This window comes from Pseudoxanthomonas sp., assembly GCF_002863005.1.
In the GTDB taxonomy this organism is placed as follows: domain Bacteria; phylum Pseudomonadota; class Gammaproteobacteria; order Xanthomonadales; family Xanthomonadaceae; genus Pseudoxanthomonas_A.
The window spans coordinates 137,304-160,950 of record NZ_PKDG01000015.1 but is presented as its reverse complement, the minus strand read 5'-3'; the positions used below and the strand labels follow the sequence as shown (position 1 = coordinate 160,950).

Genomic DNA, 23,647 nt, shown 5'->3' with positions numbered 1-23,647 from the left:
TCGCACCGGATGCCGAATCAAGAGCATCGGGGGCGCGGCCCGCTCCTGCAAGGAATCGGGTGAGGGAGGGGCATGGCCCGCTCCTACAAAGAACGAAGGGCTACGCTGGATCGAAGGCAAGTCCGTGCGCCGCCGTGGTCCGCTGCACCACCGCGCGGGCCGTCGCCAGTGCCGCGTTCTCGACCACCAGCCGCGGACGCCGGTCGAGCGTGCAGCCCAGACCTTCGGCGACGAAGGTCGCATGCACGGCATCGAGGGCGTCGGCCTCGTCCGTCGACAGTGCCCCTTGCGCCGCCAGCGTCGCGACAAGGCCGGGCGTATCGCGGGGCGACAGCAGGGCCGGTTGCGCCGCTGCGTCACGCAGTACCAGGTACTGCACCAGGAACTCGAGGTCGACCAGGCCTCCCGCCCCCTGCTTCAGGTCGAAGCGGGCGGCATCGCTGCGGTCCAGCTCGCTGCGCATGCGCGCACGCATCCTGATCACGTCATCGCGCAGTGCGCCGGCGTCGCGCGCGCGCGCCAGCGTGGCCGTCCGCACGTCTTCGAACGCCTGCCGCAGCGTGGCATCGCCGGCGATGGCGCGCGCGCGGACCAGCGCCTGGTGTTCCCACGTCCATGCGCGCTCGCGCTGGTACTCCGTGAAACTGGCCAGCGACGACACCAGCAGGCCTTTCGCGCCGTCCGGGCGCAGGCGCACATCCACGTCGTAGAGTCGGCCCGCTGCCGTGACCGCGCCGAGCAATGCCACGATCTTCTGCGCCAACCGCGCATACCAGCGACCCGCTTCCATCGGCCGCAGCCCATCGGAGTCCGCCTCCGGCGGCGCATCGAACAGGAACACGAGGTCGAGATCGGAGCCGAAGCCGAGTTCTTCGCCGCCGAGGCTGCCGTAACCCACCACCGCGAACCGGCCCGACCCGACCACGCCGTGCGAGGCGGCGACGTCGCGCGTGGCGACCTGCACCACGACCCCAACGACTTCGTCCGCCAGCCATGCCAGCTGGCGCACGCTGTCGCGCGCCGACTGGCGTCCGTCCAGCGCGGCCAGCGCCACGCGGAAGCTAAGGGCCAGGCGGCGCTCGTTCAATACGCGCAGGCACGTCTCCGGATCGTCTTCGAGCAGCGCGGCCTCGCACTCCGCGCGCAGTTCGTCGCGGTCGGGCATCGGGCCGGAGACGCGCGTGTCCAGCAGTTCGTCCAGCAACAACGGGTACTGGGCCAGCCGTTCGGACAACAGTGCGCTGCGTGCCAGGACGTCGACCAGCCGCCCCAACGCGCTGGGTTGCTCATCGAGCAGGGCCAGATAGCTTGCGCGCCGCAGGATGGCCTGCAGCAGCGACAGCACGCGGCGCAGCGCGGCATCCGGCTGCAACGAACGCGCGCAGGCATCGAGCAAGGCGGGCACCACGCGATCCAGGCGCGCGCGCGCGGCATCGGACAACGCGCGCACGCCACTGAACTGCACGAATTCGCGCAGTGCGCCATCCGCGCTGCCGGCATCGGCGAATCCGGACGACGCCAGCACCTGCGCATCGCCCCCGTCGGGCAATGCGCGCCAGTACAGCGCCAGCGCACCCGGCGCGGCATCGCGCTGGCGCGGCGCCAGCAGTTCGGCGAACTCGGCGGACACGCGTGCGCGCTGCACATCCAGGGCCGCACGCAGCGCTTCCCAATCCGGATGGTCGAGACCCCGTGCGATGCGGTGACGCTCCAGCGGATCCTCGGGCAGTGCGTGCGTCTGTGCATCGCGCAGCATCTGCAGGCGGTTCTCCAGCCGGCGCAGGAAACGGTAGGCCTGTATCAGCGCCTCGCCTTCCTCCGGCGACACCTGGCGTGCCGCCACCAGCGCCGGCAGCGCCACGCGCAGGCGCCGTTCGCGCAGGGTCGCTTCGCGCCCCCCGCGGATGAGCTGCAAGGCCTGCACCAGGAATTCGATTTCGCGGATGCCGCCCGGGCCGCGCTTGATGTCGTCGGCCAGTTCGCGGCGCGCGACCTCGGCGGCGATGGCGGCCTTCATTTCGCGCAGGCCATCGAGGGCGGTGTAGTCCAGGTACCGGCGATAGACGAACGGCCGCAATGACTCCAGCCAGCGCTCCCCCGCCTCGATGTCGCCGGCGACCGCGCGCGCCTTCAACCATGCATAGCGTTCCCAGTCGCGGCCTTCGCGCTGGAAGTACAGGTCCATGCCGGCGAACGACAACGCAAGGCGACCCGCATTGCCGAAAGGGCGCAGGCGAAGGTCGACGCGATGGCAGAAGCCGTCGACGGTCGGCTCATCCAGGAGTTTCGCCAGACGCTGGCCCAGCCGCATGAAGTAGTCCTCGGCGGCGAGCGATCGCGCGCCATCGGATTCGCCCCCTTGCGGATACGCATAGACCAGGTCGATATCGGAAGAGAAATTCAGTTCACCGCCGCCCAGCTTGCCCAGGCCGAACACCACCAGGCGCTGCACACTACCGTCGGGTGCACGCACGACGCCATGGCGTTGCGCGAACTCGGCTTCCAGCGCGTCGAGCGCGGTCTGCAGGCAGACCTCGGCCAGGCGCGTGGTGCCGGCCAGCGTGTCGTCGACCGTGTCCAGGCCATGCACGTCGCGCCACACCAGCCGAGTCGACTCGGCGGTCCGGTAGCGGCGGAGCAGCTCGGGCCACTGGGCAATATTGTCGATCGTCAGTGCGTGCACCGGCCACGGCGCGGCGCCATCGTCGCGCAGCAGTACGGTCAGCAGATCGGGCTGGCGGCGCAGGGTTTCGAGCGCGAGGTCGCTCGTGGCGATCACGCTCGACACACGATCGACGTGGCCGGTGTCTGCGAGCAGTCCCTCCATGTCGGCGGACACGGCGCGCAGTCGCGCCAGGCCGCGTTCGATCAGTGCATCGCGTTCCGTGTCCAGGGACGAGGTCGCATCGTTCATGGCGGCGATTCTGGCATGCGCCGCGGCTGTTGTAGGAGCGACGTCAGTCGCGACCGGAGTTCGTCAGACCACGGTGATGGCGAACCACCAAGAATTCGCTCCGACCGTCTCCCTGCGCACCTGGGCTGCCCCGTCGTGCGGTCGCGACTGACGTCGCTCCTACGACAGCGGGATCAGGCCGCCTGCGAAAGATCCGGCAGCACGGCCTCGTGTCGCAGCGACAGGCCGAACTGCTCCGCCATGTGCTTAAGCAGCACCGGCTTCACCTGATCCATACCGGAGGGACCGCCGAGGTCCGCCAGCGAAACGACCTGCAGGCCCTGATAGCCGCACGGATTGATGCGGTGGAACGGTTCGAGATCCATCGCGATGTTGAACGCGAGGCCATGGAAGGTGCAGCCGCGCCGCACGCGGATGCCGAGCGCGCCGATCTTGGCGCCGGCCACGTAGACGCCGGGAGCGCCGTCCTTGCGTTCGGCATGCACGTTCCACTCTGCCAGCGTATCGATCATCGCCTGCTCGATCCTGCAGACGTAGTCGCGCACGCCGACCTTCAGGCGCTTCAGGTCGAACAGCGGATACGCAACGATCTGGCCGGGGCCGTGGTACGTCACCTGTCCGCCACGGTCGACATGGACGACCGGGATGTCGCCCGCCGCAAGCACGTGCTCGGGCTTGCCGGCCTGGCCGAGGGTGAACACCGGGTCGTGCTCCACCAGCCACAGTTCGTCGCCGGTCGCGTCGGTACGCGCATCGGTGAAGCGTTGCATGGCGCGCCAGACCGGCTCGTAGGCCTGGCGGCCGAGCTCGCGGACAGCGCAGGGCGAGGTCACAGCGTCCACTTCACTTCCGGGTGGTCGCGCAGGGCTTCATGCGCCGCGTCGTACTGCGCGCGGTCGTTGGCCTGGAAGCGGATGCGCACGGACACGTACTTGCCGTTGGTGGAATGCTTCCAGCTGATGTCTTCGTGCAGCACCTCGACGCCTTTCGATTCCAGCAGGCTGGGCAGCTCGGTCTCCAGGCCGGTGCCGGCCGAGCCCATGGCGCTGAGCTCGAAGGTGCCGGGAAACTGGAAGCCGTGTTCGGGGTTGTCGGATTTGATTTCCATGCCCGGATTATTGGGATGCGGGCAGCGAAAGCCAAGCCGCGCCATCCGGGAACGACGAAGGGCCGCGTGCGCGGCCCTTCGTCTTCACCCGGCGCGGCGGTTCAGCGCGCCAGCTGCACCAGGCTGGACGAGACCCAGCCCTTGTTGCCGAGTTCGTCCTCGACTTCCCACATCACCCCGTCCTTGTTGCCGGTGGGGTACAGCATCATGCCGGGGTCCAGGTCGCGCACGGCCTTGCCGGTACCCTTCGGGTTGGCGAACAGGCGGCCGGGCTTGGTCATCTCCACCGCCTGCTGGGCATTGGATGCCGAGGCATTGCCGGACAGGCCGCCCAGCTCGCTGACCAGGTTGGTGTAGGCCTGCAAGTAGGCCAGCGTGATGACCTGGCCGATCTCGGTGTTGGCGTAGCCGCTGGCACCGCCACCGCCCCAGTGGCTGCCGGTGAACAGGCTGCCGCCCGCGCCCCAGCCGATGTCGGTCTTCTTGGCGCTGCCTTCGGCCATGGCGACCTGCTCGGAAGAACGCACGTCGGTGACGGTCAGGACGACGTCGGCGGTCTTCTTCTTGAAGTCCAGTCCGCCCACCACTCGACCGACGTTGCCACCCATCAGTCCGCCCAGCAGGCCGCTGATGGCATTGCCGCCGGCATTGCTGTTCTGCGAGATCAGGTCGGGCACCAGCACGTAATCGGCGGCACGGATCTGGCCCTTGCCGATGTTGGAGCGGTTGCGCAGCTCGCCACTGGCGGCCAGATCGCGCTCGGCCATCGCCGCACCCATGCCCACGCCACGGTCCACCAGCGTGAAGCAGCGCGACTTGTTGACGAACACCTTGATCAGCTTCGACGGTGCCGGCAGCTGCTGGCCGCTCCACCAGTTCACGCCGTCCTCGGGCTCGATCACCGAGATGGTACCCAGCGGCTTGCTGCAGGTCGGGATCTCCGCGGTCTGCTGCTTGCGCTGGTCCTGCGCGCTCTGGCGCTGCGCCCAGGCGGGTGTCGTCGCAGCGGCCGCCATCAGCAGGCAGGCCGTCATCGTCATCTTCTTGCAGGTTCCCCTGTTCACGCGTGCTTCTCCTTGAGAATGATGGTGCCCGCACCCCGCGGACCTTCCATTGCGGGCGTGGCCTGCGTTCGCGTGCCGGGTCGCCCGACCGCGATGATAGGCGAAGAATGCGGTTTCGCTGGCTACACACGAAAAGAGTGACATCCAAAGGCCATCGGGCAAGGCGGGGAGGCGATACCGCGATAATGCCCGCCCTTCCCGCGAGGTCCGCCGTGCCCTATCTGCTCTCCAGCGTCGTCTGCAGCGTGCTCGTGTCGGTCCTGCTGAAGCTCATGCAGCGGCGCGGCATCGACACGGCCCAAGGCATCGCCTGGAACTACCTGGCCGCCTCCCTGCTGTGCTTCACCCTGCTGGATCCGCCGCTGTCGGCACTGGCCGCTGCGCATGCTCCGTGGCCCGCGCTCGCGCTGCTGGCGGTCCTGCTGCCGGGCATCTTCCTGGCGCTGTCGGCCTCGGTGAAGGCGGCCGGCATCGTGCGCACCGACATCGCACAGCGCATGTCGCTGGTACTGTCGCTGCTGGCCGCCTTCCTTTGGTTCGGTGAACAGGCCAATGCGCTGCGTCTCGCCGGTCTCGCAGTGGGCCTGGTCGCCATCGTGTTGCTGGCGCTGCGCCCGCGCACCGCGTCGGCCGGGGCCGAGGGCGGCTGGACCGGCTGGGCATTGCCGCTGGTGGTGCTGGTCGGCTACGCCAGCGTGGACGTGCTGTTGAAGCACATCGCTGCAGCCGGCACGCCGTTCGCGGCCTCGCTGCAGGTCGCCTTCGTCGCCGCCTTCATCGTGATGCTGGGCGTGCAGGGCGCACGGCGCCTGCGTGGCGGCCCGGCGCTCACGCTGCCCGCGCTCGGCACGGGCCTGCTGCTCGGGGCGCTGAACTTCGGCAACATCCTGTTCTACGTGAAGGCCCACCGCGCGCTGCCCGACCATCCGGCGGTGGTGTTCTCGACGATGAACATCGGCGTGGTGGTCCTGGGCACGCTGGCCGGCACGTGGCTGTTCCGCGAGCGGCTGAGCCGCACCACCCTGCTGGCGATTCCGCTCGCGATCCTCGCCATCGCGGTGATCGCGGCCGGCCTGTAGGCAGGCAAGAAAAAGGCCGGCATGCGCCGGCCTTTCCTCATCGTGCGGTGCGCCGGATCACTCCGACTCCCACCACATCCAGAATGCGTCCCACAGGCGCTTGAAGAAGCCGGCTTCCTCGATCGGCGTGATCGCCACCAGCGGCGACTGCGCGACGACCTTGCCGTCCAGCGTGACCTTCACCATCCCGATGGCCTGGCCTGCGGTGATCGGCGCCACCAGCGTCTTCGGCACGTCCATCGTCGGCTTCAGGTCGTCGTAGCGGCCCCGCGGCACGCTGACCAGCATCGGCTGGGCCACGCCCAGCTGCACATCCTTGGTCTTGCCCTTCCAAACGCGCTGCGTGGCGATGGCCTTGCCCGGCTCGTAGAGGCGGTGGGTTTCGTAGAAGCGGAAGCCCCAGTTCAACAATGCCAGGCTGTCGTCGGCGCGCTGCTTCTCCGAGGTGGATCCCATCACCACCGCGATCAGGCGCTGGTCGCCGCGCTTGGCCGAGCTCATCAGGCAGTAGCCCGCGGCGGAATGGTGGCCGGTCTTGATGCCGTCCACGCTCGGATCGCGCCACAGCAGCAGGTTGCGGTTCGGCTGGGTGATGGTGCCGACCGTGAATTCCTTGATCTTGTTGAAGGCGTACTGCTCCGGATACTCGCGGATCAGGGCGCGGCCCAGCAACGCCAGGTCGTACGCGGTGGAGTAATGCTCCGGCGCCGACAGGCCATGCGCGTTGACGAAGTGCGAGCCCTTCATGCCGATCTGCGCGGCGTAGTTGTTCATCAGCGACGCGAAGGCTTCCTGGCTGCCGGCGGCGTGCTCGGCCAGGGCGATGGCGGCGTCGTTGCCGGACTGCACGGCCATGCCGGTTTCCATGTCCAGCAGCGGCGCGGTCTTGTTGACGGCGAAACCGCTGTAGCTGCCGTCGGTGCCGGCGCCGCCCTCGCGCCAGGCGCGCTCGCTCATCATCACCTGGTCGGTCGGCTTGATCTTGCCGTTCTTCTGCTCGGCGGCCAGCACGTACGACGTCATCACCTTGGTGATGCTGGCCGGCTCGACACGCTCGTTGTAGTTCTCGCCCGCCAGTACCTGCCCGGTGATGTAGTCCATCAGCACCCATGCGGTCGCCGTCGGCGTGGGCGCGGGCGGGATGGCGACGGGAGCCGCGGCGGCGGCGGGCGGCGTGGCCGGCGCGGGGGTCTGGGCGATGGCCAGACCCATGGCGGTGGTCGCGAGCGCGGCGAGAACGAAACGGAACTTCATCGGCGGAAAACTCCTGGCAAGGCCCTGGGCCTGACGGTGCAAGGCGAACATTGTAGGGAGGCCGGCTACCGCGTGGGTTGGAAAGACGTAAAAAACCGGCAGCCGGACGTCGACGCTAGTCGCGAACGATCTGCGGGCGTCCGAAACCCAGACTCGCGATCCTGCCCGCCAATGCTTCGGCCGACGCGGCATCGGCGGCCCCCACGCGCAATCGCCACAGCGGACGGTCCGCGCCGGGCACATCGCTGAGCCGCGCATCGGCGATGCCGGCGGCGGTCAGGCGCGCGAGTGCGCGGTCGGCATTGTCGCGACTGGAGAAACTGGCGACCTGCAGCTGCACGGTGGATGGCGTCGCCGCGGCCGGCGGAGGGGCCTTCGCCGGCACGGCGGCAAGCGGCACACTCGCGGCAGGGCTGGTGACCACAGGGGCGCCCGGCTTGCCGGACGCGACACGTACCCCGTTGGCTTTCATCCACGCCTCGAAGCCGGCGGCACTGGGCACATCGCCCGGCTTGGCTGGCACGTGGTAGCGGACCGCCTCTGCAGGCAACGTCCCGACGAGCTGGTCCATCGCCGAGGGAGGCGAATCCGTCGCGGGCGTGGCCGCGAGCGTGGCGCCTTCCGGCGTCAGCGCGCGCACTTCCACGCGACCCGTCCCGCGCTGGGTGATGCCCAGGCGCACCGCGGCGGCATAACTCAGGTCGATCACGCGGCCCTCGTGGAAAGGACCACGATCGTTCACCCGCACGACCACCGACTTGCCGTTGTCCAGGTTGGTCACGCGCGCGAAGCTGGGCAAGGGCAGCGATTTGTGCGCGGCACTGTAGGCGTACATGTCGTACACCTCCTGGTTGGAGGTTCGACGGCCATGGAACTTGTTGCCGTAGTACGAGGCGGTGCCCTGCTCCACGTAGCCGTCGACGCGGTCGAGGACGCGGTACTGCTTGCCGAGCACCGAATACGGCGACTTGTTGCCGACCCGCGATCGCGCCTCGGCGGTGACCACGGGTTCGCGGATGCAATCCAGGTCGGGCACGTGGTCGGGCGTGGTGTCCGACACGCCGGGCTTGTACAGACCACCGGCGGTGTAGTCGCCACGCGTGGACAGGTCTTCCTGCGCCGGCGCATAGCGCGAGCAGTCCTTGCCCGCGATGGCCGGCGAGGGCGTCGCCGGCGCCGGCCGCACGGTGCCGCCCGCGGAGGGCGCCGGTGGCTTCTTCGGCGCCGTGCTGCACGCGGCCAGGGCCACCGCCAGCAGCGGCAGGGCCAGCCACTTCATGCCGGCGGAATCTCGCGGCCGGCGATCGCCTGCGACAGCTGGTAGACCGCCATCGCGTACATCTTGGAATTGTTGTACCGGGTGATCGCGTAGTAGTTCTGGAAGCCCAGCCAGTACTGCTTGCCGTCCGCGCCATCCAGTTGCACCAGCGTGGCCATCGCGTCCGGCGCGACCGGGTCGAGCGGCCGGTAGCCCTTCTCGGCCAGTTGCGCGAGCGAGTAGTCGGGTGTCCAGGTCTCCGGGTTGAACTCGGCGAACCCGTCCTGCAGCTGGGCGCGCGCGACGACCGCGCCGCCCGGCACCCAGCCGCCGCGTTCGCCACCCTTCTTGCGGAAGTAATTGGCGATCGAGGCGAAGATGTCCGGATACGTGGCGAACAGATCACGGCGACCGTCGCCGTTGCCGTCCACTGCGAACTCGCGGTAGCTCGATGGCATGAACTGGCCCAGCCCCATCGCGCCGGCATAGCTGCCGGTCAGCGAGGCGATGTCGAGCTTCTCTTCCCGTCCCAGCGCGAACAGCTGCGCCAGTTCGTCGCGGAAGAACTGCTCGCGACGGTATTCGTAAGCCGCACGCTCCGGATTGCCGGTGCGCGGATAGCGGAACGCGAGCGTGTACAGCGCATCCAGCACCTTGTGGCGACCGGTGAAGCCGCCATAGTTGGTCTCCACGCCGATGATCGACACGATCACCTCGGCCGGCACACCGTACTGCTGCTCGACGCGGGTCAGCTCGTCGCGGTGCTGCGCCATGAATGCGCGGCCCCCGTCGATGCGGGTCTGGGTCAGGAAGCCGACCCGGTATTCGCTCCACGGCTTGACCCGTTCCGCCGGTCGCGACATCGCCGCGACCACGCTGTCGAGGAACTGCGCCTTGGCCAGCGTCGCCTCGATCTCGGCGGGTGCGATGCCGTACTTCGCGGAGGTATCGCGCACGAACTGCGCACGCGCGGTGAGGAAATCGACCGGCTTCAGCGCTTCCGGCGGCACCTCGGCCACACGCTCGACCGACGTCTCGGCGGGCGTCGCCGGAGCGGCAGCGGAAGGCGTCGTCGAAGCCGCCGGCGGCGGCGGTTGCGGTGTGGCGCAGGACGCCAGGCCCAGCACCAGAAGGCAGGAAAGTGCGTTTCGCATCATCGGGGCGAGGGTAGCATGCAGGGTGCGGGAAATCGTGAACGTTGGGACGCGGCAGTGAGTGGAGCGGAGCGAGGAACAGCAACACCTGCTTCTACTCACGCCTCACTCCTCTCCACGCACTACTCAATACCCATGCACGGGACGATGCGCACGCACCGCCATCACCAGCCCCAGGCCGGCGAGCAGCGACACCGCCGAGGTGCCGCCGTAACTCAGCAGGGGCATCGGCACGCCGACCACCGGCAGCAGGCCCGAGACCATGCCGCCGTTGACGATGACATAGACGAACAGTGCCATGCCCAGCGTGCCGGCGAGCAGGCGCGAATACGTATCGCGCGCGTCCATCGCGATCCACAGGCAGCGTCCGACGACGAACAGGTACAGCGACAGCGTCACCGCCACGCCGATCCAGCCGAATTCTTCCGACAGCACCGAGAAGATGAAGTCGGTCGTATGCTCCGGCAGGTAATCCAGGTGGGACTGCGACCCCTGGCCCCAACCCTTGCCGTTCCAGCCGCCGCCGCCGATGGCGATCTTCGACTGCAGGATGTTCCAGCCCGCGCCGAGTGGATCGTTTTCCGGATCGCGGAACGTCAGGATGCGGTTCTGCTGATACTCGCGCAGGAACGAGAACCACGAGATCGGCGCGAACATCACCAGTCCCACGGCGGTACCGCCCAGCACGCCGGCCGTGATGAACCACCACCACGACAGGCCGGCGAGGTAGAGGCCGAACACCCCGCTGGCCGCGACCAGCATCGCCGTGCCGAAGTCCGGCTGCAGCAGGATCAACCCGGTCGGCAGGCCGATCAGCAGCGCCGCCACGAGCGTGGTGCGCCAGCCCGGCGGCAGCGGCTCGCGATGCAGGTACCACGCCAGCATCATCGGCAACGCGATCTTCAGCAGTTCCGACGGCTGCAGGTAGAAGAACTTCAGGTCGATCCAGTGCGCGCCGTGCTTGCCGGTGCCGATGAACAGCACCAGCACCAGCGGCAGCAACGCCACGGCGAACACGCCCGGCGTCCAGGCGCGCAGGCGCACCGGCGTCACCCGGGATAGTGCCCACATCGCCACCAGGCCGACGCCGAAGCGCACGCCCTGCGCCAGCACCAGCCGCGACCCCAGCGCTTCGCCACCGGCGCTGTACAGCACGGCCAGGCCGATCCCCATCAGCGCCACCAGGGCGCCGAGCAAAGGCCAGTCCAGCGTGCGCAGCACGTGCCGCAGCAGGTCGAAACCCCAGCGAAGGAGATCGGTCATGCCGAAGCCCTCCAAGCGGAGGCGGTTGCGAGCCCCTCTTCTCCCGGGAGAGGGGTTGGGGTGAGGGTCGGGGCAGGCGCGATGCCGGGGATAGAAGAGGAGCGCGGCGCGAGCGCGGTCGAGTTACTGGAGTTCGCACCCACACGACCTTCGCTGCCCCTCACCCCAATCCCTCTCCCGGTGGGAGAGGGGCTAGTGCCCTGGCTCGGACTTGTGCCCGGCGCCGGATTCGCAGGCGGTGTCGTCGTCGGTGCGGCCGGTGTCGGCGCAGCGGGCGGTGTCGCTGGCGTAGTGCCGACGGGCACGGCCTCCTCGCCCTCCTTCTCCGGCATCTTCCCCAGCAGGTAGGCATCGAAGATCTTGCGCGCCATCGGCCCGGCGGTGCTGCCGCCGTAGCCGCCGCCTTCCACCGCGATGGCGATGGCGATCGTCGGGTTGTCGGCCGGCGCGAAACCGACGAACAGGGAACGGTGGCGCAGGTGCATGGGCAGGCTGCGCGGATCGACCGCTGCGGTGCCACGGCGGCTGATCACCTGCGCGGTGCCGGTCTTGCCCGCCATCAGGTAGGGGGCGTTCAGGGCGACGCGCCAACCGGTGCCGCCGGGCTGCATGGTGTCCTGCATGCCCAGTCGCACCACCTCCACGTTCGCGGGATTCGGGCTGATCGCGATGGGCGCCGGTTGCGGCATCGGCTCCCAGGGACGGTCGAAACCGACGCGCGATTCCCGGACCAGGTGCGGGCGCCGCAACTGCCCGCTGGCGATGCCGGCGGTGGCGCGCACCAACTGCAGGGGCGTGACTTTCCAGTCGCCCTGCCCGATCGCGACATTGACGGTGTCGCCCGGATACCAGCGCTCCTTGCGCGATTTCAGCTTGGCCGCCGGCGACGGCAGGATGCCGCCGATCTCGCCCCTCAGGTCGACGCCGGTCGGCTGCCCGAACCCGTAGTGCTCCATGTAGTCGTCGAACTGCGCGATGCCGAGATCGAGCGCCAGCCGGTAGTAGTACGTGTTCACCGATTGCGAGATCGACTTGCGCAGGTTGGTCACGCCATGGCCGCGGCGGCTGGCGTCGCCCCAGCCGCGGCTCGTGCCGGGCAGGTAGAACATGCCGGTCGACACCACCGTGTCCTCCGGCTTGCGCTTGCCGCTGTCCAGGCCGGCGAGCGCGATCAACGGCTTCAGCGTCGAGCCCGGCGCCACGCCACCCAGCACCAGGCGGTTGAACTGCGGCCGTGACGGGTTGTCGTTGAGCCGCTTGAAATCCGTGCTGGAAATCCCGTTGACGAACAGGTTCGGGTCGTAACTGGGCAGGCTGACCATCGCCAGGATCTCACCGGTGCGCGGATCGACCGCGATCGCCGAACCCTCCAGTTCGCCGAAGGAATCGACGATCGCCTGCTGCAGTTTCGCGTCCACGCTCAGGCGCAGGTCGGTGCCCGCCTGCGCCGGCACGCGGCCGACCACGCGCAGCGCGCGGCCTTCCACGTTCGTTTCGACTTTTTCGTACCCGATCTTCCCGCGCAACTGCTCGTCGTAATAGCGCTCCAGGCCGGTCTTGCCGATGTGGGTCAGCGCGGCATTGATCTCGCCCAGCGACGCCAGGTCTTTCTCGTCCACGCGCCCGACGTAGCCGACGATGTGCGCGAACAGTTCGCCGTAGGGATAGCGCCGCGTGAGATAGGGAACCAGCTCAACCCCGGGATAGCGCCAGCGGTCGACCGCGAAACGCGCCATCTCCTCTTCGCTCACGCGCAGCTTCAGCGTGATCGGGCGGAACCCGCGCGTCGCCTTGCGCGTGGCCTCGAAGCGCGCGATGTCCTCGGGGTCGAGATCGATGATCTTCGCCAGTTCGGCGATCAGCTTGGCCGGCTCCTTGACCTTGTCGGGCGTCACGTCGAGGCGGAACGCGGGCACGTTCTCCGCCAGGAGCAGGCCGTTGCGGTCATAGATGGTGCCGCGGCCGGGCACGACCGGCCGCGGGCGGATGCGGTTCGCTTCCGAGCGCGTGGCGTAGTCGGCGTGGTCGATGACCTGCAGCTTGAAGTACCACGCGCCCAGGCCCAGCAGGCACAGCGCGACCACCACGAAACCGGTCACCGCGCGGCGACGGAACTGGTCGGCTTCGGCGTGCGGATTCTTGCCGCGACGGCGGGGCCCGAGCATGGCTCAGCCCCGCCTGCGGCGACCGAGCCGCAGCGCGTCCATCAGCACGAACAGCGGCGGCCAGAACACCATGCCCAGCAACGGCGCCCACCAGTACTGCCACGGCAGCGTCGGCTCGCCCAGCGCCAGGTGCACCACGGTGGTCACGATGCGATCGTTGAGCAGCAGGCCGCCGATGGCGAGCGCCTGCTGCGACATCGGGAAGAAGCGCAGCCGCGCGCGGAAGCGCTGCAGGATGAAGGCCATGATCAGCAGGCGCAGCGCCTGTTCGCCCAGCAGCGTGCCGAACATCAGGTCGGCGACCAGGCCGACGATGACAGCGAAACCCAGGCCCGCGCTGTCCGGCGCTTCGATCACCCAGTACGCCACCACCAGCGCCAGCCAGTAGGGGCGCAACGGCTGCATCACGTCGGGCAGCGGCAGCAGGCCCAGCAGCAGCGCCAGGACGATGCTCAACGGCATCAGCCAGCCGGTACGCGCGCGATTCATCGCTGCGGCTCCGTTGTCGGAGGGTTCGAGGCCGGCGCTTTTGGCCCCTCTTCCCTAGGAAGAGGGGTTGGGGTGAGGGTCGGGACGTTCGCAGGGCGCGGCGCTTGCGGGGACGTCGTCGCGGGCGTGGACGCAGACTGCGTGCCTGTACCAGCACTTCCTTCGTTGCCACTCACCCCACCCCCTCTCCCGGTGGGAGAGGGGCTTTGGGTCGCGGACGTGGACGACCCCATTTCCGCCGGACCGGCTGAGCCTGCCGCTGGCGAAGCCGTGTCCGGCAGGAACCGCGTCGGATCCGGCGTGGGCAGCGGCTGCGGCGGCCCGGACTTCAGCAGCAACACATCGCGCCCCCTGTCCAGCTGCGCCGCCGGCGTGACGTCGCCGACCAGGAACGCATGGCTGTCGTCCGGCCTCAGCGCGGCGACCGTGCCGACGGGAAAGCCCGCGGGGAACCGGCCGCCCAGGCCCGACGTGACCAGCAGGTCGCCCACCTTCACGCCACTGTTGAGCGGCACGTCGGCCAGTTCCAGCAGGTCGCTGCGACCGCGGCCATAGACGATCAGGCGTACGCCGTTGCGTGCGATCACCACGGGCACGGCATGGTCGGGATCGGTCAGCAGCAGGACGGTGGAATGGGCGGGCGTCGTTTCGATGATCTGCCCCATCAGCCCGCCGGCATCGATGACCGACTGCCCCACCGTGGCACCGGCGCGACTGCCGGCATCCAGCACCAGCCGCTGGCGGCCGGGCGCGAGGTCGATGTCGAGGATCGGCGCGAGCTGCACATCCAGGCCGCGCGAGGTCTTCACGCCCAGCAACGCACGCAGCTGGGCGTTGTCGGCGGCAGCGGTCTGCAGCCGCGCGAGCCGGGCACTGGCCACCAGCGCTTCGTTGCGCAGGCGACGGTTCTCTTCGATCAGGCCCGTCCGGGTGGCGGCATCGTCCTGGACACGGGTGGTCACGCGACCCGGCAGGCCCGCCAGCCACCACAGCGGCTGTGCCACCACGTTGGCCTGCGCGCGCACGTGCGACAGCCACCCACCCCGGTGGTCCAGGATCACCAGCGCGATGGTCAGCGCGAGATAGCCCAACAGCCGCAGCGTGCTGGCGACTTCACCGCGGGTGGCGACGGGAGGACCGGCGTAGGAAGGCACGGGCTAGAGACGGGTCGAGGGGAGTGAGAAGTGAGGAGTGAACGGGGCGAAACGAACGGCGGCAGGCGAGTCTCTTCCACTCACTTCTCACTCCTCTCCGCTCGTCACTGCTTCATCATTCCGGCGCGAAGAACTCATTGCCGTGCATGTCGACCAGCTCCAGCGCACGACCGCCACCGCGGGCCACGCAGGTCAGCGGATCGTCGGCGACCTGCACGTGCAGGCCGGTCTCCTCGCTGATCAGCCGGTCCAGGTCGCGCAGCAGCGCACCGCCGCCGGTCAGCACGATGCCGCGCTCGGCCACGTCGGCGCACAGCTCGGGCGGGGTCTGCTCCAGCGCCAGCTTGACCGCGCTGACGATGCCGGACAGCGGCTCATGCAGCGCTTCCAGCACTTCGTTGGAGTTGATCTTGATCATCTTCGGCACGCCCTCGGCGAGGTTGCGGCCGGAGATCTCCATCTCCTGCACGTCGGCCTGCGGGTAGGCGCAGCCGATCTCCAGCTTGATGCGCTCGGCCGTGGCCTCGCCGATCAGCATGCCGTGGTTGCGGCGCACGTAGTTGGTGATGAACTCGTCGAAGCGGTCGCCGCCGATGCGGACCGACTGCGAGTAGACGATGCCGTTCAGCGAGATCACGGCCACCTCGGTGGTGCCGCCGCCGATGTCGATGACCATCGAGCCGCGGGCTTCGGTCACCGGCATGCCGGCGCCGATCGCGGCCGCCATGGGCTCCTCGATCAGGTAGACGTCGCGCGCGCCGGCCTCCTCGGCCGATTCCTTGATGGCGCGGCGCTCCACCTGGGTGGAGCCGGCCGGCACGCAGACCAGCACGCGCGGGCTCGGACGCAGGAAGCGCGACTTGTGCACCTTCTTGATGAAGTACTTCAGCATCGCCTCGGTGTAGGTGAAGTCGGCGATCACGCCGTCCTTCATCGGGCGGATGGTGGTGATGTGGCCCGGGGTGCGTCCCAGCATCTGCTTGGCCTCGGCGCCGACCGCCGCGACCGAGCGCGAGCCGCCGATGGCACGGTCCTGGCGTACCGCCACGACCGAGGGTTCGTTGAGGACGATGCCCTGCCCGCGCACGTAGATCAGGGTGTTGGCCGTGCCCAGGTCGATGGACAGGTCATTGGAGAACATGCCGCGGAGCTTCTTGAACATCGGGGGACGGGTTCCTGCTGGAGGCCGGAAAATCGCGCGGGAATGGCGATTTTTTGGGCAAAAACGAAGTCGGCTAGCCTAACAATCCGGCATGGAGCGGGCAAGGAAAAATCTCGTGAATCCACGGGGAAAAACGCGCTTCGCCGAGCCACCGGCACCGCCGGCCGGCGTTGCGGCCGCCGCGATCAAGGCTGGTCGCAGGACGGCCCAGCCGGTAACCTTCGCACCGGCGCGCCGGGAATGGGGCGCACGTCCCGCTTTTCCAGCGGCCCGGGGCGGCCGCGCCCGCCTCCAGCCGAGTCTGCCGATGTCCGCATTGATCTGTGGTTCCCTTGCTTACGACACCATCATGGTGTTCCCGGACCAGTTCAAGAACCACATCCTGCCGGACAAGGTGCACATCCTTAACGTGTCGTTCCTGGTGCCGCGCATGCGCCGCGAGTTCGGCGGCTGCGCCGGCAACATCGCCTACAACCTGAAGCTGCTGGGCGGCGACCCGATCCCGATGGCCACGGTGGGCCAGGACTTCGGCCCCTATCGCGAGCATTTCGTCGAGCAGGGCATCAACCTGTCGCAGGTGAAGGTGATCGATGAATTGTTCACCCCGCAGGCGTTCATCACCACCGACCACGACAACAACCAGATCACCGCGTTCCACCCGGGCGCGATGATGCGCAGCTACGAGAACCACGTGAAGGACGTGCCTGGTGTGACCTTCGGCATCGTCAGCCCGGACGGGCGCGAGGGCATGATCCAGAATGCGGCCGAGTTCGCCGAAGGCGGCATCCCCTTCATCTTCGACCCCGGCCAGGCCATGCCGCTGTTCAACGGCGAGGAGCTGCGCCACTTCATCGAGCTGGCCGATTACGTCACGGTCAACGACTACGAGTCGAACCTGCTGCAGGAACGCACGGGCTGGGACGAGGCGGAGATCGTCAAGCGCGTGAAGGCCTACATCACCACGCGCGGTCCGCACGGCTCGCAGATCCACACGCCCGACAAGACCTACGACATCCCGCCCGCGCACGAGCGACGGGTGACGGACCCGACCGGATGCGGCGACGCCTTCCGCGCCGGCCTGATCTTCGGCATCGAGAAGGGATACGACTGGCTGACCATCGGCCGCATGGGCAACCTGATGGGCGCGCTGAAGGTCGAGCACCCGGGCACGCAGAACCAGCGCTTCGACTTCGACGAATTCAACGAACAGTTCAAGCAGCAGTTCGGTTACGCGCTGTAAGCCGGAACGCCGGGCGGAGGGCGGGACCGCCCACCGTCGCCGGGCATGCACGCGCCGCGCGTCCGGCCTTCCGTCAGCGCGCCAAGGCGGGAAACGCTGGCCTGGACCCCGGGGTCGCCACGCCCCCACGTTTGTGACGTAAGGTAAGGCCGGGGACGGGGTCGCACGGCCATGCCCCGCGCAGTCGGCAACGGGCAGGGGCAGCATGGTCGCGCAGCATCGGCAACCGGATCCGCATGACGTCCATGTGCCTGCATGGCTCACTTTCCGCCGCCTCGCATCACAGGCGCTGCTCGTGGCGAGCGTGGTCTTCCTGGCCAGTGGCCTGGGCATCCTGACCCGGCCCGAACAGCAGCTCGCCACCTTCTGGCCGACCAATGCCCTGCTGCTGGGGCTGTTCGCGCGACGGCCCGCGCTGGCGTCGCCCGCCGGCTGGGCGGCCGCCGCGCTGGGCTACGTGGCGGCGGACCTGCTGACCGGCACCTCCCTGCCCACCACGCTGCGACTGACCGCGGCCAATCTGGCCGGCGTGCTGGCCGGCTACCTGCTGCTCCGGCATGTGCGCCACGACGACCGTCAGCTGCGGCATCCGCTGTCGATGCTGTGGGTACTGGCGGTCTCGGCCGTGGCGGCGCTGGGCGCGAGCCTGGCGGGCAGCCTGGGCTCGCACGCGATGATGCGGATGGGGTTCCTGACGGCCAGCGGGTTCTGGTTTTCCGCCGAACTGGTCAGCTACGTGGCGCTGTTGCCGGTGATCCTGCTGGCGCCCTCGCCTGCGGGCGCCTGGCGCGAACTGCGTGCCGCGCTGGTCCGCGCGCGGTCACACCCCCGGCTGCTCCTGCCCCTCGCCGCGCTGGCACTGGCGCTGGTGCTGGGCGTAGCCGTCGGCGGCCCCGGCGCGATCGCCTTTCCCGTCCCCGCACTGCTGTGGTGCGCCCTGGCCTACCGGCTGTTCACCACCGCGCTCGTCACGGCGTTGCTGTGCATGTGGACGCTGATCGCCATCGCCACCGGCTGGATCGACCTGCAGCTGCAGGATGCCAGCGTGCAGCCGGTCATCTCGCTGCGCATGGGCATGGCGCTGCTGGCGGTGGCGCCGCTCACCGTGGCCAGCGTGAACGCGGCGCGCAACCGCTTGCTGGCCACGCTGAACCATGCCGCCGACCACGACGCGTTGACCGGCGTGCTCAACCGCAGCGCCTTCCTGCGACGAGGCCTGGAACTGGCGGAACAGGTGCAGCAGAGCGGCGGCACGGTCGTCGCGATGATGCTGGACATCGACCACTTCAAATCGGTCAACGATCGCCACGGCCACGCGGCGGGGGACGCGGTGCTGAGGACGTTCGCCGCCCGGATGCGCGACCACCTGCGCGAGGACGGTCTGTTCGGACGATTCGGCGGCGAGGAATTCGCCGTGCTATTGCCGGGCGTGGACGCCACGGCCGCGTGCGTCGTCGCCGAACGCCTGCGCCGGCTGGCGAGCGATCCCATTCCGCTCGAGGATGGCCGCCTTCTCGACATCACCGTCAGCGTCGGCGTCGCCTCGGGGCCAGCACGCATCGCGGGACTGGAACAACTGCTCAGCCAGGCCGATGTCGCGCTGTATCGCGCGAAAGCGATGGGAAGGAACCGGGTGGTCGCCTAGCGGACAGCGCGCCTGCCTGGCGACGGCCGCGAAGCTCGGCGCGTCGCGATCGCGTCCGGCGGCTCCGACGATGGCCGCCCTCCCGATCCCTCAGTCCCACCCGGGCATCTGGCTGCCATCCAGCCCGCCGGTCTCGAACACGGCCTTGCGCGTGCTGCCATCCTTCACGGGAAACTCGATCTCAAGGACCCGGGTCTTGCGCGCGAGGCGCCACAGCGCCTTGTTGTCGTCGATGAACATCGCGATGGCTTCGTCGGTGTCGGGCCGATTGGCCGACATCCGCTTCGGTGCGGCGGCATCCGCGATCACCGTGACCTGGCAGCGGCCGTAGCACGCCTTGGCGAAGTCGCTGGCCTGCAGCACCAGGTAGCTGCTGCGCTTCCACTTGGGATGGTCGCGGAACACCAGTTGCACCGGCTTGGCGCCGCTGCCGTCCACGTCGACGGGCTCCTTGCTCAGGATGGAAGCGGAGCGCTGGGTGCCGCCGTCGGCCGCGACCTGCGAGTAGTCCCACAGCATCTCCATCCGCCGCTGCTCGCGCGCGCCCTCGGCCTTGGCTTTCACCTCGGCCAGCGAGGGCCCGATGCGTGCGGCGGCGGCGCTCTGCGGATACTGGTCGACGAGTGCGACGCCGTGGATGCGCGCCATGTCCCAGTCGCTGGCGGCCACGGCACTGTCGTACTTCTTCGCCAGTTCGTCCGCCTGCTGCTCGACGGCGGCGGCCTCGGCCGCCGCCGCGGCGGCGCGTTCGGCCTCGCGGTCGCCGCAACCGGACGTCGCCAGCGCACACGTGAGGGCCAGCAACAGGAGGGATGTCGTGTTCTTCTTCATCGGGAGATGCCTCGCTGGATCAACAGGGCGACCGCGGCCGCCACGTCGTCGGGTTTTTCCATGATGGACATATGGCCGCAACCGTCCAGTGAAACCTGGATCGCCTGCGGCATCTTTGCGGCGTAAAGGACCATCGCGCTGGGATCGATCACGCGGTCCTGCCGGCACCACAGCAACAGGGCGGGCTGGCGGATCAGCGCCGCACGCTCGCCGGGCACGAAGCGCTCGTCGCTGCGCCCGATGCGGTCGAGCACGCGCTGTTCGAACGGCGCCTGTGCGATGCGCCAGTCGATCACCGCCTGCGAGGCGGGCCAGGGAATGGCGGGTTGCGTCGTGCGGTCGTGGAAGACCGTGTCCAGATAGCGCTGCAGCGATGCCGCATCGTGGACCGCGAAAGGATTCCCGCCCGCCAGCACGTCGATACCGAACGTGTTGTCCTTGAACCGCACGCCCGCCGCGTCGATCAGGCCGACCCGCGCCACGAGGTCAGGATGATCGGCCGCGGTGATCGCGACGATGCCACCGCCCATCGAATGCCCCAGCAGCACGATCGGACTGCCATCGCGGCGGATCTCCCGCAGGAATGCCGCCAGTCGCGCGGCCTGCGCCTTGAAGCCGTAATCGGCACCATCCCGTCGCTGGCTTTCGCCCCACCCCGGCAGATCGGGAATGACCAGGCGGTAGTGCCCGCCCAACCGCTCCGCCAGCGGATACCAGTTCTCCTTGCTGCCGGTGAACCCATGCACCATCACCACGGTGGGCGCTGCAGGTGCCTTCGCCTCCCGTTCGTCGTACGCCCAGCGGTGGTCGCCGACCACGACGCGATGCTCGGACAGCCCGATCCACCATCCCTCCGCGGCCATGCCCACGCGCAGCGGTGCCATCGGATCGCGCCACGTCCACAGCGCCAGCGCGCAAACAAGAACGGCCACCCCCAGGGCGGCCGTCCATGCGCGGGGCACGCGACGCCTCATGCGTCAGGGCGCCGCGGATGCCTTCGCCAGCAAGGCCTCGACCGACCCGGTCGTGATCGGGTGGTACCCCGGCCTGGCACGCGCGAAGCTCTCCTTGGCCAGCGCCAAGCCTTCGGGCGTCTTCACCAGTTCCTCGTAGATCGGCATGATCAGCTTGCGACGTCCCACGCGCTCGATGAACCGGGCGATCTCCGGACGCGCCTCGACGTAGCCGCTGCGGATGGTCAGCGGGTACCAGCGCATCGCGATCTCGCCGTTGGCGGTGCCGGTGAAGTGGTAGGCGTCGTCCAACTGCTTGAGCTGTTCGACGGTCAGCTTCTCGCCCATGCCTTCGAGGAAATGCACCCATTGCTGGGTGACCCATCCGCCGGTCAGCTGGGGATTGGGCAGTTGGCCGCTGCCCTGCCAGGCGATGCGCGCGGTATCGGTGTTGGAGAAGCCGCGCGACTGCACCTGCGGTGCGTTGGCCGGAATGCCCGTGCCGTATACCCACGCCTGGATTTCGGCATCGGTGACCAGGTTGGGATGCTTGTCGAACAGGTTCTTCTTCGCGTAGTCGAGGAACTGTTCGGTGGTGATGCTCTGGAATGCGAAGTGGTCGAAGTAGCCGCGCAGGAAGGCGTCGAACTCCTGGCGACCGAAGCGCTCCTCGAGGAACTGCAGGAACCAGGCGCCCTTGTCGTACGAGACCGCGCTGAGCGCATCATCCGCATCCAGCGTCGTGCCCGGCTTGACCGCCAGCGACTGCGTCGCCTCCGGCATCGTGCCGATTTCCTTCTTCAGGCTGTTGCGGGCGATGGAGTACTCCATGCTGGACGTCTCCTTGCCGTAGAGCGCTTCGACGATGCGGTTCTCGACGTAGCTAGTGAAGCCTTCGTTGAGCCAGCCATGCTTGGCGCTGGAGAACGTCACCAGGTTGCCCGACCAGCTGTGCGCCAGCTCGTGCGCGATCAGCGAGACCAGCGTCTTGTCGCCGACGATCACGGTCGGGGTGATGAAGCTCAGGCGCGGGTTTTCCATGCCGCCGTACGGGAACGACGGCGGCAGCACCAGCATGTCGTAGCGGTCCCAGCGGTAGGGGCCGTACAGCTGCTCGGTGGCGGCGATCATCTTCTCGGTGTCTTCGAACTCCTTCGTGGCCTTGTCGACCATCGCCGGCTCGGCCCACACGCCGCTGCGCGCGGAGATCGGCTTGAAGACCAGGTCGCCGGCGGCGATCGCCATCAGGTACGACGGGATCTTCTGCGGCATCTTGAAGGTGTAGTCGCCATCACGCGCCGCGGCCGGATCGTTGTCAGCGCTCATCAGCACCATCACGTCCGGGCGCGAGGTCACGTGCGCGCTGTAGGTGTAGCGCACCTGCGGCGTGTCCTGCAGCGGCACCCAGCTGCGTGCATGGATCTGCTGCGACTGGCTGAACATGAAGGGCAGTTGCTTGCCTTCGGTCATCTCCGGCGTCAGCCACTGCAGGCCCGAGGCCTCCGGCGAACTGGTGTAGGTGACGCGGACCTTGGCGTTGCGTGCCGGCGTTTCGATGGTCAGCTTGCTGCCCAGCACCGCGTCCTTCGGGGCCAGGGCGTACTGCAGCGGCGCCCAGGCGCCATTGGCCTCGCCCTCGACCTTCGCGATGGTCAGGTCGCGCGTGTCCAGCACCAGGCGGGTAGCGGCCTTGTCCTTCCAGTCCAGCGTGTAGGTGGCGGTCCCGCCGATGGTCTTGGCGTCGAAATCGACCGCGATGTCCAGCGCCAGGTCGTCGATGGCCACTTTCTGCGGCTCGGCGTAGGAGTGCTCGTCGTGGTCGACGGGCGCAGCGGCGGCGGGCTTGGGCGTGGCGGCCACGGGGGCGGGTTCGGGTTCCTTGGAACAACCGGCCGCCAGCACGGCGGCGCAGGACAACAGCAAAGCCAGAGAACGCATCAGGGGACTTCCAGCGATACGGGGGAAGTGCCTAGTTTACCGCGCCGGGCCGGGGCTGCCTTGCCGTTGGCCGTCGGGCGCCTGCTCCGTGGCGCCTTGCAGGAGCGGGCCATGCCCGCGATGCCCTCGATCGGGGTGACGGAAAAGCATCGCGCCCATGCGGCGCTTCTGCAGAGCGCTCGGCCCCTTTTTCAGACCTTGTAGCCGGTATGGATGGCCACGATGCCTGCGGACAGGTTCTTGTAACCGGTCCGCGCGAAGCCGGCCGCATCCATCATGCCCTGCAGTTCGGCCTGCGGCGGGTGCTTGCGGATGCTCTCGGCGAGGTACTGGTAACTGCCGGCGTCCTGCGCGAACAACTGCCCCAGCTTCGGCAGCACCTTGAACGAGTGGAAATCGTAGACCGGCTTGAACCAGTCGACGGTGACTTCGGAGAACTCGAGCACCCGCGCCTGCCCGCCGATCTTCAGCACGCGGTACATGTCGCGCAGCGCCGCTTCCTTGTCGGTCACGTTGCGCAGCCCGAAGGCGATGGTGACCAGGTCGAAACTCGCATCGGGGAAAGGCAGCGCTTCCGCGTTGCACTGCACGTACTCCAGCCCCTGCACCACGCCGCGATCGGTCATGCGGTCGCGGCCCACCGACAACATGCCGGCGTTGATGTCGCCCAGGATGATCTGGCCGGTATCGCCCACCCGATCCTTCAGCAACGCCGCGATGTCGCCCGTGCCACCCGCAAGGTCGAGCACGCGGTCGCCACGCTTCACCTGGCAGGTGCTGACGAAGTAGCGCTTCCACACCCGATGGATGCCGAGGCTCATCAGGTCGTTCATCAGGTCGTACTTGCCGGCGACCGACGTGAAGACTTCGCCCACCAGCTTCTGCTTGTCCTTGGCGGCGACGTCGCGGAAGCCGAAATGGGTGGTACCGCGTTCGTAGGGGGATTCGCTCATGGCCGGATTATCGCACTACCCGC

General features: G+C 68.6%; 18 protein-coding genes and 1 pseudogene. 3 read left to right on the top strand and 16 right to left on the bottom strand.

Features of this window, described 5'->3' with window-relative positions:
* Nucleotides 1-100 precede the first annotated feature (100 nt).
* From glnE to CYU89_RS05680, 4 genes are all read right to left on the bottom strand, one after another.
* The gene (gene glnE, locus CYU89_RS05695) at nucleotides 101-2,914 is read right to left on the bottom strand and encodes a bifunctional [glutamate--ammonia ligase]-adenylyl-L-tyrosine phosphorylase/[glutamate--ammonia-ligase] adenylyltransferase (protein ID WP_296279262.1); all 2,814 of its coding nucleotides are present in this window, start codon (nucleotides 2,912-2,914) and stop codon (nucleotides 101-103) included.
* A 173-nt stretch (nucleotides 2,915-3,087) separates the two neighbouring features.
* Entirely contained in the window at nucleotides 3,088-3,756 is a 669-nt protein-coding gene (gene lipB / locus CYU89_RS05690) for a lipoyl(octanoyl) transferase LipB (RefSeq protein ID WP_296279260.1), read from the bottom strand.
* On the bottom strand, nucleotides 3,744-4,022 hold the full coding sequence (locus tag CYU89_RS05685) for a DUF493 family protein (protein ID WP_296279258.1): 279 nt from the start codon (nucleotides 4,020-4,022) through the stop codon (nucleotides 3,744-3,746). Before CYU89_RS05685 ends, lipB begins: the two co-directional genes overlap by 13 nt.
* 101 nt (nucleotides 4,023-4,123) lie before the next feature.
* Nucleotides 4,124-5,056, bottom strand: a complete 933-nt coding sequence (locus CYU89_RS05680) for a CsgG/HfaB family protein (RefSeq protein ID WP_296279818.1) — start codon at nucleotides 5,054-5,056, stop codon at nucleotides 4,124-4,126.
* Nucleotides 5,057-5,298: 242 nt separating this feature from the next.
* On the opposite strand from CYU89_RS05680, the gene CYU89_RS05675 reads away from it, so the two are divergent.
* On the top strand, nucleotides 5,299-6,165 hold the full coding sequence (locus CYU89_RS05675) for an EamA/RhaT family transporter (RefSeq protein ID WP_296279817.1): 867 nt from the start codon (nucleotides 5,299-5,301) through the stop codon (nucleotides 6,163-6,165).
* A 57-nt stretch (nucleotides 6,166-6,222) separates the two neighbouring features.
* Here CYU89_RS05675 and CYU89_RS05670 read toward each other — a convergent pair whose 3' ends face one another.
* The 8 genes and pseudogenes from CYU89_RS05670 to CYU89_RS05635 form a co-directional block, all read right to left on the bottom strand.
* Nucleotides 6,223-7,419: a D-alanyl-D-alanine carboxypeptidase family protein gene (locus CYU89_RS05670; protein WP_296279257.1), complete on the bottom strand. Its 1,197-nt coding sequence runs from the start codon at nucleotides 7,417-7,419 to the stop codon at nucleotides 6,223-6,225.
* A gap of 115 nt (nucleotides 7,420-7,534) precedes the next feature.
* A complete protein-coding gene (locus CYU89_RS05665; RefSeq protein ID WP_296279256.1) occupies nucleotides 7,535-8,698 on the bottom strand; it encodes a septal ring lytic transglycosylase RlpA family protein in 1,164 nt (387 codons plus the stop codon).
* Nucleotides 8,695-9,834 carry a lytic murein transglycosylase B gene (gene mltB, locus CYU89_RS05660; RefSeq protein ID WP_296279255.1) on the bottom strand — a complete coding sequence of 380 codons (1,140 nt, stop codon included), beginning with the start codon at nucleotides 9,832-9,834 and terminating at the stop codon, nucleotides 8,695-8,697. Before mltB ends, CYU89_RS05665 begins: the two co-directional genes overlap by 4 nt.
* A gap of 123 nt (nucleotides 9,835-9,957) precedes the next feature.
* Nucleotides 9,958-11,094, bottom strand: coding sequence for a rod shape-determining protein RodA (gene rodA, locus CYU89_RS05655; protein ID WP_296279254.1), 1,137 nt, complete (start codon nucleotides 11,092-11,094; stop codon nucleotides 9,958-9,960).
* Nucleotides 11,095-11,420: 326 nt separating this feature from the next.
* Nucleotides 11,421-13,259, bottom strand: a pseudogene (gene mrdA / locus CYU89_RS05650) (penicillin-binding protein 2); the annotation flags it as partial.
* Nucleotides 13,260-13,262: 3 nt separating this feature from the next.
* A complete protein-coding gene (gene mreD, locus CYU89_RS05645; protein ID WP_296279252.1) occupies nucleotides 13,263-13,748 on the bottom strand; it encodes a rod shape-determining protein MreD in 486 nt (161 codons plus the stop codon).
* Nucleotides 13,745-14,902, bottom strand: coding sequence for a rod shape-determining protein MreC (gene mreC, locus CYU89_RS05640; protein ID WP_296279251.1), 1,158 nt, complete (start codon nucleotides 14,900-14,902; stop codon nucleotides 13,745-13,747). The genes mreD and mreC overlap by 4 nt, the downstream gene beginning before the upstream one ends.
* 115 nt (nucleotides 14,903-15,017) lie before the next feature.
* Nucleotides 15,018-16,064 (bottom strand): rod shape-determining protein, encoded by a 1,047-nt coding sequence (locus CYU89_RS05635; protein ID WP_192270868.1) that lies wholly within the window; start codon nucleotides 16,062-16,064, stop codon nucleotides 15,018-15,020.
* A gap of 307 nt (nucleotides 16,065-16,371) precedes the next feature.
* Between CYU89_RS05635 and CYU89_RS05630 the strand changes: the two genes are divergently transcribed.
* Together CYU89_RS05630 and CYU89_RS05625 are read left to right on the top strand one after the other, a co-directional pair.
* Nucleotides 16,372-17,304, top strand: coding sequence for a carbohydrate kinase family protein (locus tag CYU89_RS05630; protein WP_296279250.1), 933 nt, complete (start codon nucleotides 16,372-16,374; stop codon nucleotides 17,302-17,304).
* Nucleotides 17,305-17,509: 205 nt separating this feature from the next.
* Nucleotides 17,510-18,949: a sensor domain-containing diguanylate cyclase gene (locus tag CYU89_RS05625; RefSeq protein ID WP_296279249.1), complete on the top strand. Its 1,440-nt coding sequence runs from the start codon at nucleotides 17,510-17,512 to the stop codon at nucleotides 18,947-18,949.
* A gap of 90 nt (nucleotides 18,950-19,039) precedes the next feature.
* On the opposite strand, the gene CYU89_RS05620 is transcribed toward CYU89_RS05625, so the two are convergent.
* From CYU89_RS05620 to ubiE, 4 genes are all read right to left on the bottom strand, one after another.
* Nucleotides 19,040-19,780: a hypothetical protein gene (locus CYU89_RS05620; RefSeq protein WP_296279248.1), complete on the bottom strand. Its 741-nt coding sequence runs from the start codon at nucleotides 19,778-19,780 to the stop codon at nucleotides 19,040-19,042.
* Nucleotides 19,777-20,742, bottom strand: a complete 966-nt coding sequence (locus tag CYU89_RS05615; protein WP_296279247.1) for an alpha/beta hydrolase — start codon at nucleotides 20,740-20,742, stop codon at nucleotides 19,777-19,779. Before CYU89_RS05615 ends, CYU89_RS05620 begins: the two co-directional genes overlap by 4 nt.
* A 15-nt stretch (nucleotides 20,743-20,757) precedes the next feature.
* Nucleotides 20,758-22,671, bottom strand: coding sequence for a M1 family metallopeptidase (locus CYU89_RS05610; protein WP_296279246.1), 1,914 nt, complete (start codon nucleotides 22,669-22,671; stop codon nucleotides 20,758-20,760).
* A 191-nt stretch (nucleotides 22,672-22,862) separates the two neighbouring features.
* On the bottom strand, nucleotides 22,863-23,624 hold the full coding sequence (ubiE, locus tag CYU89_RS05605; protein ID WP_296279245.1) for a bifunctional demethylmenaquinone methyltransferase/2-methoxy-6-polyprenyl-1,4-benzoquinol methylase UbiE: 762 nt from the start codon (nucleotides 23,622-23,624) through the stop codon (nucleotides 22,863-22,865).
* Between the last annotated feature and the right edge of the window lie 23 nt (nucleotides 23,625-23,647).